Source organism: Geobacillus kaustophilus (assembly GCF_000948285.1).
Taxonomy (GTDB): domain Bacteria; phylum Bacillota; class Bacilli; order Bacillales; family Anoxybacillaceae; genus Geobacillus; species Geobacillus thermoleovorans_A.
The window spans coordinates 2,151,721-2,164,009 of the sequence record NZ_JYBP01000003.1; the positions used below are offsets into that span (position 1 = coordinate 2,151,721).

Consider the following 12,289-nt stretch of genomic DNA (forward strand, 5'->3'; position numbering starts at 1 on the left):
GATTTTCTCCATACATTTTGCACATCTATTTTCTATCATATAATTGCATCTCCCACTACAAGCTTAAGGAGGGAAAACGACATGAAGAAATGGCTGCTTGGCGCCATTTTCGCAGGAGTAGTGGCGATTGGCGCAGCTTGCTCAAATCCATCTTCCATGCAGGGACACGACATGTCCGACATGAATATGAAAAAAGAAAATACTTCCGCAGAAACGAGCAAGCAGCAATTGCCTTTAGCAACCCATACAGAAGTATTATCTGGGAAAGAAATTCACCTTACTGCGAAGGAAGCATTATTACCCATCAATGATCAAGTCAAGCTCCCGGTATACACGTATAATGGATCCGTGCCCGGTGCACAAATCCGCGCGAAGCAAGGAGACAAAGTAAAAATCGTAGTAAAAAATGAATTGCCGGAACCGACAACGATTCACTGGCACGGCTATCCTGTTCCAAATAATCAAGATGGAGTACCGGGTGTCACAATGGACGCCATTCAACCTGGTGAAACGTTTACGTATGAATTTACAGCAACCGTGCCGGGAACGTATTGGTATCATTCCCATCAAAAAAGCGCAGAGCAAGTGGACAAAGGATTGTACGGCACGTTGATCGTCGAACCAAAAAATGAGGAAAAAGTGGATCGGGACTATACTCTTGTGTTAGACGAATGGATGAGCGACCCGAACGAAGAAAGCCATATGGACATGAATATGAGCGGCATGAACCATAGCGATATGGGACATGGAAATCGTTCCGATGGCCAACAAATGGATATGAGCAACATGGGGCATAACATGAATATGTACGATCTTTTCACGATTAACGGAAAAAGCGGAGCGGCTATTGAACCGTTAAAAGTGAAAAAAGGCGAAAAAGTGCGACTTCGTCTTGTCAATGCAGGGTACATGTCCCACAAGCTTCATTTGCATGGACATGAGTTTAAAATTGTCGCAACGGACGGCCAACCGTTAAAGAACCCGCAACCAATCAAAGATGAACTGTTGAATATCGCTCCGGGTGAGCGCTACGACATTGAGTTTATCGCCAATAACCCGGGTGAATGGTTATTAGAATGTCACGGGAATATGAAAGGTACCGATGGCATGAAAGTAAAAATTCAATACGAAGGACAAGCAAGCAACACGGACAAAGCGAACGCAAAAGAAAACCTTCCTGTTGTGGATATAACAACATACGGAAAATATGAAACAGGTCCATTTACGTTAGACCAAAAATATGATGTAGAGTACACAATGGATTTAGGAACGGCCATGGGCAAAAATGGCATGATTTTCACGATTAATGGGAAAACGTATCCTGACACAGCGCCGATCAATGTGAAGACAGGAGATTTAGTAAAAGTAAAAATAGTGAACAATTCACCGATGGATGTCCATCCGATGCATTTACATGGACATTTCTTCCAAGTGTTAAGCAAAAACGGCAAGCCAGTCACAGGCTCTCCATTGATTAAGGATTCCTTAAATGTAAACCCTGGTGAAGAATATGTCGTCGCATTTAAAGCGGATAATCCGGGAAATTGGATGTTCCATTGCCATGACTTGCACCATGCCTCAGCGGGAATGGTTACTGAAGTCAAATATGCCGATTACAAATCGGACTATACTCCAGATCCGAATGACACAACCAATAAAGGTGAATAAGAAAGCTGAGGGGGCTGACCCAAAACACAAATGCGTTTTGGGTCAGCCCCTCTTTCCTTCGCACTTGGGTGCCATCAGCCGCCGCATGGACATCCGGCGAGACCAGCTCCGCCGCGATGCACGGGTCCACCACATAGGTCATCAGCCGATCAACGATTCCGTGTTGACGCCAGCGTTTCCGTGTTTTCACGAGCGTCGTTCGATCCGGCAGCGCAGGATGATGAGGATCCGGATGGAGCACGGATTCAAAGTCGAGACCGCAAAACCACAGGCATCCGGCATACATCGGGAGGATCTCATACAACTCCCGCTCGGAGTGATCAAACAAATACGAGAGCAGCATCTGGCGAAGCAGCCGTTCCGGATCCGCGGCCGGGCGACCCGTTTTTTCCGTGTACAGGGGAGCCGCCCAATCGTGAATGACGGAAACGTCAACCGCTTCGTTGATTTGGCGCAGGATATGATGTGGGGGAACCAGGTCCTCCATGTTGATGACTTGAAACAGACGAGGCTGAGTCGAAGGGTTTTTGGGGGCTTTCATGATCCAGTCACGCTCCATTCCAACGGTTTTTCTTCCTTTTTCGACATCAGCCCCCTAAATCCCTGCCTCAGAGTGTACTTTTTCACCGGCCTTCTAGATAAAAAAGTGCCCCGTCATCACTTCGGGGCACCTTCCGTAAGTTATTTCACATCATACCCTTGCTCTTCAATCGCTTCTTTCAGTTTTTCTACGCTGACCTTTGTTTCATCATAATCCACATCAACCGTACCTTCTTGCAAATGCACCTCTACACGGTTGACGCCATCCAACGCTTGAAGTGCATTCGTCACAGCCGCTTTGCAATGTCCGCATGTCATGCCTTGTACTTGCAACGTAATCGTCATCATCCATTCCTCCTTAAATTTTTATATTTTCACTCGTTTCAAACGAAGCGCGTTTGTCACAACCGATACAGAGCTAAATGCCATCGCTGCCCCAGCGATCCATGGTTCCAACAGTCCAGCAGCGGCTACAGGAATGCCAACTGTATTATAGAACAAAGCCCAGAACAGATTTTGCCGAATGTTTTTCATCGTTTGGCGGCTCAACTCAATGGCTTTCGGGATATGGCGCAAATCGCCGCCGACCAAGGTCACATCAGCTGTCTCGATGGCGACGTCGGCTCCCGTGCCAATCGCCATCCCAATATCCGCTTTTGCCAAAGCCGGCGCATCGTTAATCCCATCGCCAACCATCGCCACTCGTTTCCCTTGTTGCTGCAATTCCTCGACGATGTTCGCTTTGTCTTCCGGGAGCACCTCGGCGTACACATGCTCAATGCCTACTTCATTGGCGATCGCTTCCGCCGTCCGCTGATTGTCCCCTGTTGCCATATATACATCGATGCCCATTTGTTTTAATGTTTGAATCGCTTCTTTAGAGCTTTCTTTCACCGTATCCGCGACCGCAATGATGCCGGCAAGCTCTCCATCGATGGCCACAAGCATAGCAGTTTTCCCTTGTTTTTCAAGTTCTACCATTTTGTCTTCGTGCACGGAAATCTCTACAGAACGTTCCTTCATCAGTTTTCGCGTTCCAACAAGGACGTTTTTTCCGTCAATGACAGCTTCAATTCCGTGGCCGGTAATGGCGGAAAAGCGTTCCAACGTTTTTGGCGAAATCGCCTGTTTCTTCCCGTATTCAACAATCGCATGAGCCAGCGGATGCTCCGAAGCGCTCTCGGCCGAAACGGCATAGTCAAGCATATGTTCTTGGAATGACAACACATCTGTCACTTCTGGTTTTCCTTTTGTCACTGTTCCTGTTTTATCGAGTAAGACCGCGTTGATTTTATGCGTTCCTTCTAGGTACTCACCTCCTTTAAAAAGAATGCCATGTTCTGCTCCTTTTCCTGTTCCAACCATAATCGACGTTGGCGTGGCAAGACCGAGCGCACAAGGACACGCAATGACAAGAACGGCGATGGCCACTTCAAGCGCTTTTGCCAAATCACCCGGCGCAGCAAAGAAGTACCAGATCATAAATGCAACAACCGCAATTCCTACAACAATTGGTACGAAAATACCCGCCAGGACATCCGCCATCCGCTGAATCGGAGCTTTCGAACCTTGCGCCTCTTCGACGATTTTAATGATATTGGCAAGTGCAGTATCTTTCCCAACTTTTTCTGCACGAATAGTCAGCACCCCATTTGTATTCATGGTCGCCCCGATCACATAGTCGCCTTCCTTCTTATCCACCGGAATCGATTCACCGGTAATCATCGATTCGTCAACGGAAGAAGATCCAGCGATAACCGTACCGTCTACCGGAATTTTTTCTCCCGGCTTGACAACGATCGTATCGCCGATCACCACTTCCTCGAGCGGAATTTTTATTTCTTCCCCATGTCGAATGACAGTCGCTTCCTTTGCCTGCAGGCTTAACAACTTAGAGATCGCTTCTGTCGTGCGCCCTTTCGCAAGCGCTTCAAAATATTTGCCGACAAGCACAAGCGTAATCAAGACAGCGCTCGTTTCAAAATACAATCTCGGCATATATGCAGGATTCCCAAGCGTCCGAAAAGCTTCGTACAAGCTATAAAAGTATGCGGCCGATGTTCCAAGCGCCACGAGGACGTCCATGTTCGCGCTCTTGTTTCGCAACGCTCGGTACGCCCCGACATAGAAAGGACCGCCGATGTAGAACTGAACGGGTGTCGCTAAAAGAAGCTGAAACCACGGATTCATCAACAGATGCGGCATCGGCAAGCCGATATCAAACGGCATATGGGCAACCATCGTATAAAGCAGCGGCAACGATAAGATGATGGAAATAACGAGTTGCCGTTGTTTTTGTTTAAGCAACTCTTCTTTCCGGCCAGCATCGTCTTGTTCCTCGGTGCGAATTTGCCCTTTGTACCCAAGTTTTTTGATTTTCTCTAAAATATCTTCGACAGATGTAACGCCTTCCTTGTATTCGACAACCGCACTGTTTGTCGCCAAGTTGACAGTAGCGCTTGTCACACCTTCCATCCGATGTAACCCTTTTTCAATGCGTGTCGCACATGCTGCGCATGTCATGCCTTCAATATCAAGCGTCACCTTTTCTGTCGCAACGCCATACCCCAAATTCTCAATTTTTGTTTCGATATCGGCGATCATTTGCTTCGATGGATCATATTTAATCGTTGCTTTCTCCATTGCCAAATTGACATTGGCTTCTACTCCATCCATCTTATTTAATACTTTCTCAATCCGATTAGCACACGCGGCGCATGTCATGCCGGTCACCTTCATTGTCACAGTTCTTTGTTCACTCATCCATCTTTTCCTCCCTTACTTTGAGAATTGCTTAATGACATCCATTAATTCGCGAATCGATTCGTCCCCGCTTCCTTCGCGGATCGCTTTCGACACACAATGGCTGACATGACGTTCTAACAAGTTCAATCCTACTTTATTTAACGCTGCCGTGATCGCGGAAATTTGCACTAAAATATCGATGCAATACCGATTGTCTTCGACCATTTTTTGCACACCGCGCACTTGTCCTTCAATCCGTTTTAAGCGATTCACAATTTTTTCAATTTCTTCTTCCGTGCGCGGAACCATTTTTTTGTCCATATTGTGATCTTCACAATGACTCATAAAATATCACCTCTCTGATTACATTATACCGGTAATGGGTATATAAAGCAACAAAAGAGATGGTTGACATCATCCTTATCAACCATCTTTTCATCATTTATTCACATTTTTTTGCTAGCTGTTCAAACTCTTCCAAAGAAATCTCTCCTTTGGCTAATCGTACTTTCAATATTTCCATCGGAGAGAGTTCTTCTTTCCGATCATTGATAAAACGATATAAGAGATAAAAACCAACGGCGATTAATACAACCCAAAATAACATGATCCCCACCATCATGAAAGAACCGCCAAACATCATTGAGTTTCCCTCCTTTTCCTAACTTTAAAACCAATAAGTGATCGTATCTAATATACCAAGTAAAACCATCACGATTCCGGCTGCTTTTTGAACAATCCCCCCTACTTGCCTTCCTTTTTTCATCAGAGTGCCGCTAAATCCTAAGTACCAAAGGACAAAGATAAAGAAAATAACAGGTACAGAAGTTCCAACGGCAAAGATGCTCGGTAATAGCACCCCATAAGACGTTGAATAGACGAGAGGCATGAGAGTGACAAAAAACAGCACAAACATCGTTGGACAAAAAGCTAATGAAAAGCCAAATCCCATGAAAAACGAACCGATTTTTCCTTTTCGCCATCTCTCAGGCACTTTGAACAAGGTAACGTTCCAATACATTTTAAAAAGCCCTAGCAAATATAAGCCTACAAGAATGAGAATGGAACCAATAAGCTTTCTTAACCATGGAAAGTATAGTGTTAGCGTACTTTGAATCTCTTTCCCCATGAGCCAGACAATCAGGCCTAAACCGGAAAAAGCAATAATTTTACCGAAAATGAATAAAATCAACTCTTTCCAAGCCATTCCTTTTTGCAAAGACTGATTACTGTATAGCGTGATTGCTCCTAAGTTACCGGTGAGTTGACACGGAGCCATCGCTCCCACGATGCCAAGGATAAAGGCTGACAAAATAGGAATCGCTGTCATGCTATTTGCCATATTGAGAAACGGTTGACTTAGAAGGTTACTGATTTGACTCAAGAACGAATACACCCTTCTTCTCCCCTTCTTCTTTATCTGATGTTTATATTGTAGCAGTGAATTTTGCAGAAATTAGTTTTGTCCAGATTGCACCGTTATTTTTTGCCATGAAAATATCCCCGTTCATCGTCGCAATTACTATTTCGTTGTCATTTGCTGGATTAGAAGTGATATACATGATATGATCTTTTTCATCCAATGCAGGAACGGAAAGAACTTCCTCTTGTTTTGTGTCTAATGATTGTTTAATTAGGATAGGTTTATCGTTCTCTACAGCTGCAAATACAATGAATTTTTCTTGAAACGCAAACGTCGTCGTATTGATTTTTCGAGTGAACCGTTCAAACGTATTGCCATTATCTCTTGAAACAAAAATTCCTTCCGATGTACTAATTCCAACCATATTTTCGTCCGTTGGATGGGCTGCAATCGTTCCCGCTGCAGTTTGCGGCAGGCCGTTCAATTGACTTGGCGACCACGTTTTGCCGTCGTCTTTACTGTAAAATACCCCTTGTCCGAGCGTTTTATTTTCTTCTTGGTTCACAACATAAATGGTATGGCTTTTATAGCCAACTGTCATATAATGAAAATCAGATTCTTTATAAAATCCTAAATTCATTAATGTTTGTCCATCATCAAAACTTTTTACAAGACCAAGTGGGTTTCCTAAAGATGAACCTTCTTCCGGATGCCCTGATGAATAAAAGCCGTCGTCTGTAGCCGAAAAGCCCATATAATCATGCTTATTAGAAATCGTTTCATACCACTTATTATTTTGGTAAACGAATAAACCTTCATGTGTAGCAAAGTAAATCGCATGTTGGTTGCCTGCATAACCGATTCCGTGCAAATGCTCGATCTTTCCTTCTTTTTTTTCTTTAAAGAAAGGATTATTGGTAACAGATACATTCGATTTTGCTTGTTCTTTGCTTGTAATAAAGGCTTGCTCTTTTTCGTTGGAGGATGAACAAGCGCTTAGAAGAAGAATGGATGATGTAATGATGATTGCTTTCGTCATTTTTGTCATGGTCGACTCTCCTTTGTATCATTTAGATTTCTCACATTCTTTTTCATTCGTTTAAGCCTTTTTTGAGTGATTTTCTTCCAAGTAAATATAAATAAAAAAACAGATACAAGTGTCGATATCACTTTCCCTTGCCATGTCCAATTCATCACTTGATATACCGAATATGCTTCTAACAAAAGAGCTGGCAGCTTTCCGAGCGAGCTGGCGACCAGAAAAAGAAGGAGTGACATGCGTCCAATCGCTGCCACAAACGTCACAAGCCCCGACGGAACAAAAGGAAAAAGACGCAAAGACAAAACAAGCGAAAACGCTTCTACCCCTTCTGCCTCAAGCAAACGTTTCACTTTCGGATCGGAAAGCCATTTCGTTTCCGAAAGTTTGCGAAATCCTTTTCGATATAACAAGAATGACACAATCGCACCAACTGCTTCTCCGATAAACGATAAAAACGTGCCTTGCCAAAAACCAAATACCGCCAAGTTAGCTGCAGTGAGAAAGACGCTCGGGACAACGCCTAAAATACTAATCACAATATTAATCCCAATGCTGAGAAGAAAAGCGATCGATGGATACGTATGAAATAAAGCAATTACTTGCTCTTCCATTTATACCCTACTCCCCAAACGGTTTGCAGAAATTGATCAATCGGAAAGCCGACTTGGCGGAGCTTTTCGCGAATGTTTTTCACATGGGAATCAATTGTCCGTTCTTCTGTATTAGCGTTATACCCCCATAATGTCACGATCAGTTGCTCTCGGCTAAATACTCTGTTTGGATTTTTGAGAAAAAGTCCTAAAATCGCAAACTCTTTTGGCGTGAGAAAAATATCGTGCCCGGCATATTGGACTTTATGCTGCTCCTCGTCCCAAACTAAGCCGTGAAACTCGAGTTTCGTTTGTTTTCCTACAGAACGCCGTAATACCGCCTCCATTCTTGCAAGCAATTCCGATTCGTTAAACGGTTTTGTAATATAATCATCTGCTCCGATTTTCAACCCTTGGACAACCTCTGTCGTTTCCCCTCTTGCTGTGACCATAATAATCGGAACATTAGAAAACTCTCGTATTTGTTTGCACGTTTCCCATCCGTCCATCTCTGGCATCATCACATCAAGCAAAACGAGGTCCGCTTTATTATTTTCCAAATAGCGGATTGCCGCTACCCCTGACTCGCATTTCACACAACGATACCCGTTTGGGATTAAATACAGCTCTAACAAATCTAACATTCGTTTTTCATCATCCACCAGTAAAACGGTATACACCTTCATTCACTCCTCGGCAATGTAATGATCATGCTTGTCCCTTTTCCGAATTGGCTTATCGCACGAATCGAACCGCCATGCGCTTCGACAATTTCTTTGGCAATCGCCAGACCTAACCCTGTGCCTCCGCCTGTTCGCGACCGTGATTTATCGACTCGATAAAATCGTTCAAAAATATGTGGCAAATCTTTTTCAGGGATGCCGATTCCTTCATCAGAAATGATGAGGATGACGTTCTTTTTCTCTATTTTCACATCAATAGAAACAGTAGAACCTTGGCGAGAATATTTTAACGCATTGTCTAAAAGATTCATCATCACTTGTTCAAACCGCTGTTGATCGATATAGACGGTCGTGTTTTCATCACAGCGGTAGACAAGCGACATATTTTGCGTGTGAAATGCAGGATACATTTTTTCGTATATTTTTTTCAAAAAAAGGCATAGTGGAGTTGACTCTTTCTTAATTTGAAACGAATGGTGATCCATTTTCGCAAGCTCAAACAAATCTTTCACTAACTTTTGCATATGCTCTGCTTCTTCATAAATAATGGACAAATATTTCGCTCGTTCTTCTTCAGCAATATTCGGTCTGCGCGCAACGTCCGCATATCCTTTCACATATGTGAGCGGGGTGCGCAGTTCATGCGAAATGCTCGCTAAAAATTCGTTTCGTTCTTTTTTCAAATATTCCAAGTCGGTCGCAAGTGTTTGGATCGCTTTTCCGAGTTGCGCTAGCTCGTCCTCTCCTTTCACTTGCAGACGGACAGAAAAATCTCCCTTGCTCAGTTTTTCGGTCGCTTGTTTCATGCGAATAAGCGGAATCGTAATGACTCTTGATAAGAAAAAAATCGTCAAAATCGTCAAAAAGACAGAAACAATGCCGACAACGAGAAAATGATGTTTTAATTTGGCAATCATATTTTGAATAGAAGCCGTTCGCTGAAACATATATACATATCCTTTTGTCTTGCCGTCCATCCGAATCGGGCTAGCGGTGGCAATATACGATTCGTTTTTCCAGTTGTTTTGCACAACCATCCCGCTGTGAGGAATGTGGCGGACATCAGTATGAGGAATGATCAGGCGTGTTGATTATCCAATAAAATCCAAAGGGTATAGAAAAAAGAGCACCTTTCCTGTAGAATGTGAGTAGCGACACAAACAAACCCAGGAGGTGCTCTCTATGAACAAGCATACCACACTCCCGAATTTGATGCAAAAACTTGTTTCGGATGAAGAGATTCAACTGATTGCCGAAGCGGTTGGGTATCGTGATTCGTCTCGAACCTTTACGTTGCGCGAGTTGATTCACTTCTTCCTGCTGGCCGCCATGCATCAATGGAAAAGCTTTCGCCACGGAGCCGATGTGGGGCCTCTGTATGGATTGCCGCGATTCCATTATTCAACTGTATCCAAGAAAGCGAAAGAAGTTCCCTATGACATCATGAAACGCTTGTTGGCGTTGATCATTTCCAAGTGCAACCGCCAAACCCGCCGTTCGCTTCGGTTTCCCAAACCGCTTCGGGTGGTGGATTCGACGACCGTCACGGTCGGGAAAAACCGCCTGCCATGGGCGCCGTATCACGGCGAACGCGCCGGAGTGAAGCTGCACGTCGCGTATTCGCCGGAATCCTCGTTGCCGGCAGACGTGGTGGAAACCATCGGACTGCGTCATGATGGCCCGGTGGGAGAACAGTTGACGAACGCTCAACAAGTGCTGGTGGAAGACCGGGCGTATTTCAAAATCGAACGCCTCGATCGATTTGTGGAGCAGCATCAGCTCTTTGTCATTCGGATGAAGGACAACATCGAACTTCATCAGAAAAAAAGCTTGAAACGCCTTTCCAGCACATCCTCATCGGTTCAAGCCGACTTCACGTGCCAGTTGGGGACGAAACAATGCCGCTCCACCAAGCGTCACCGGGTGGTGATCTTTCGAGATGCGAATGGCCGCGACATTCGGGTCGTGACGAACCTCTTCCATGCGTCTGCGGAAACCATTGCCGACATGTACCAACAACGTTGGACTGTTGAGGTCTTTTTCCGTTGGGTGAAGCAATATCTGAATGTCCCGACCTTGTTTGGCACGACGGAAAATGCGGTATACAACCAACTGTTTGCGGCGTTCATCGCGTATGTGTTGCTGCGATGGCTGTATGATCAAACCAAAAAACAGACGAACGTCTCTCTTTCCTTCATTTCGTTCGTTCGCCGTTTTTTCTCTGGGCAGCTTCCTCTCGATTGGAAATCCGGGATGGCCGCTGCTTTGTTTGAGTATGCCCAAATTTATGGAAGGCGTATGTATAATTTTGGATAATCAACACTCGTGAGGAATGATTTTTTTTGCAAACGGCAAAATGTGATCGGAAAAGTATAAAATGTTTCTTTTCGCATCTGTAATGACGACATCCGTCTCCGCTTCCGACTCCATCATGACGACATGTTCTAACGTAGAAGGGTAATAGCTTTTTTCCAATACATCACGATGATTGTTCCCTCTTGCCAACAGTTGCTCAAATTCTTCATTAATTCTCGCGTTAACAAGTGTCACGTATAACGACGCAAATAAAACCGTTTCAATTCCTAACACAAAGACAAAAAATAATAGCCCTAACTTAAATGAAAGATTTCGCACAAATATTCCTTCCTTACTGGCGTTTTTCTTCATTATAGCAGAAAAAATATGGAGAAAATGTGGAGGGACGACATGCGCCTGTGGAGTTGTGACAGAGGATTGGCATGATCGCTCTGATATTTGTATCGAATATTTCTATATTTATCCAATGCGTTTTTATCGCTGTGTCCTTTTCATCACCGCAAAAAGTTTGATATCCGTGAACTTATGAAGATTTTGTAAATAAAATCCATAAAATTATAAAAATGGCTATTCACCACAAAGTGTACTTGACAAATAAAGACGATCATGATTGAGAAAATCAAAACATCTTTTTTCCTTTTAATACCATACGTCTCTTTGAGCAACATTGTTATCATGTTTGTCTTTAAAATTCAAGTACATCTTTTGGTGATGAACCATAAAAATAACATATATGGATCGCATCGTTATTTTTCAACTACTGCGAGGCAAGCCATAGGCTTGCCTCGGTGATCGAAAAAAGTACGTTAAACTCCTCAGTTGTATCTATACTGAAAATACCCGAACTCCAAGATGCGTAAAGTTGTAGCATTCAACATAGGGACATTTTCATCCTTCCGATGATGACGAAAATGTTTCGTCATGGACGTCTATATAACATCACAAGTTACACTTCATTCTTGCTTCTAAATCTTGCTTCTTTCATTTTTCTCTTTGCATTTCTAAAACCAACTACAATAAGCAACATATATACAATAACAACAATCCCGATACGTAGATAAGGTGGAATGAAATCAAAAAGAGTTGTATAAATAAAGATAAACATTAATAATATAGGAGCAACAACAACAATATGACCAGCATCCTTTTTCTTAACAGCATAAAATAGTTGCCAATAGATAAAGACCACGAGGAAAATTCCGTTTATTTCGTAAGCACCCATTATAAGTCCTCCTAGTTGCCTGCAGCTGAGTACCCTTTTCTAAAACCATTCGCAAATATAACAATATCAGGTATGAATCCCCATATTCCTATCGCTTTGATCGCTCCTTTGGCTACCTTT

The 12,289-nt window shown here is 43.5% G+C and carries 11 protein-coding genes and 3 pseudogenes; 2 read left to right on the plus strand and 12 right to left on the minus strand.

Features of this window, described 5'->3' with window-relative positions:
* The first annotated feature begins 81 nt into the window (after positions 1-81).
* Positions 82-1,668 (plus strand): multicopper oxidase family protein, encoded by a 1,587-nt coding sequence (locus tag LG52_RS11055; RefSeq protein ID WP_044731970.1) that lies wholly within the window; start codon positions 82-84, stop codon positions 1,666-1,668.
* 58 nt (positions 1,669-1,726) lie between these two features.
* Here LG52_RS11055 and LG52_RS11060 read toward each other — a convergent pair.
* The 10 genes and pseudogenes from LG52_RS11060 to LG52_RS11105 all read right to left on the minus strand — a co-directional run.
* Positions 1,727-2,227: pseudogene (locus LG52_RS11060) on the minus strand (transposase); the annotation flags it as partial.
* 122 nt (positions 2,228-2,349) lie between these two features.
* Positions 2,350-2,553, minus strand: coding sequence for a copper chaperone CopZ (gene copZ / locus LG52_RS11065; protein ID WP_044731971.1), 204 nt, complete (start codon positions 2,551-2,553; stop codon positions 2,350-2,352).
* Between the two features lie 21 nt (positions 2,554-2,574).
* Positions 2,575-4,971 (minus strand): heavy metal translocating P-type ATPase, encoded by a 2,397-nt coding sequence (locus LG52_RS11070; protein ID WP_044731972.1) that lies wholly within the window; start codon positions 4,969-4,971, stop codon positions 2,575-2,577.
* Positions 4,972-4,986: 15 nt separating this feature from the next.
* Positions 4,987-5,298, minus strand: a complete 312-nt coding sequence (locus LG52_RS11075) for a metal-sensing transcriptional repressor (RefSeq protein WP_044731973.1) — start codon at positions 5,296-5,298, stop codon at positions 4,987-4,989.
* 97 nt (positions 5,299-5,395) lie between these two features.
* Positions 5,396-5,596: an SHOCT domain-containing protein gene (locus LG52_RS11080; protein WP_044731974.1), complete on the minus strand. Its 201-nt coding sequence runs from the start codon at positions 5,594-5,596 to the stop codon at positions 5,396-5,398.
* Between the two features lie 24 nt (positions 5,597-5,620).
* Positions 5,621-6,349 (minus strand): sulfite exporter TauE/SafE family protein, encoded by a 729-nt coding sequence (locus LG52_RS11085; protein WP_044731975.1) that lies wholly within the window; start codon positions 6,347-6,349, stop codon positions 5,621-5,623.
* Between the two features lie 31 nt (positions 6,350-6,380).
* A complete protein-coding gene (locus LG52_RS11090) occupies positions 6,381-7,364 on the minus strand; it encodes a F510_1955 family glycosylhydrolase (RefSeq protein WP_044731976.1) in 984 nt (327 codons plus the stop codon).
* On the minus strand, positions 7,361-7,969 hold the full coding sequence (locus LG52_RS11095; protein WP_044731977.1) for a TVP38/TMEM64 family protein: 609 nt from the start codon (positions 7,967-7,969) through the stop codon (positions 7,361-7,363). The genes LG52_RS11090 and LG52_RS11095 overlap by 4 nt, the downstream gene beginning before the upstream one ends.
* Positions 7,954-8,628 (minus strand): response regulator transcription factor, encoded by a 675-nt coding sequence (locus LG52_RS11100; RefSeq protein WP_044731978.1) that lies wholly within the window; start codon positions 8,626-8,628, stop codon positions 7,954-7,956. Before LG52_RS11100 ends, LG52_RS11095 begins: the two co-directional genes overlap by 16 nt.
* A 2-nt stretch (positions 8,629-8,630) precedes the next feature.
* Positions 8,631-9,689: pseudogene (locus tag LG52_RS11105) on the minus strand (sensor histidine kinase); the annotation flags it as partial.
* 124 nt (positions 9,690-9,813) lie between these two features.
* Here LG52_RS11105 and LG52_RS11110 point away from each other — a divergent pair.
* Entirely contained in the window at positions 9,814-10,947 is a 1,134-nt protein-coding gene (locus LG52_RS11110; RefSeq protein ID WP_015375695.1) for an IS4-like element IS5377 family transposase, read from the plus strand.
* A gap of 15 nt (positions 10,948-10,962) precedes the next feature.
* Here the strand turns inward: LG52_RS11110 and LG52_RS11115 are convergent.
* A pseudogene (locus LG52_RS11115) lies at positions 10,963-11,265 on the minus strand (two-component sensor histidine kinase); the annotation flags it as partial.
* 628 nt (positions 11,266-11,893) lie between these two features.
* Positions 11,894-12,169, minus strand: a complete 276-nt coding sequence (locus tag LG52_RS11120; RefSeq protein ID WP_044731980.1) for a hypothetical protein — start codon at positions 12,167-12,169, stop codon at positions 11,894-11,896.
* Between the last annotated feature and the right edge of the window lie 120 nt (positions 12,170-12,289).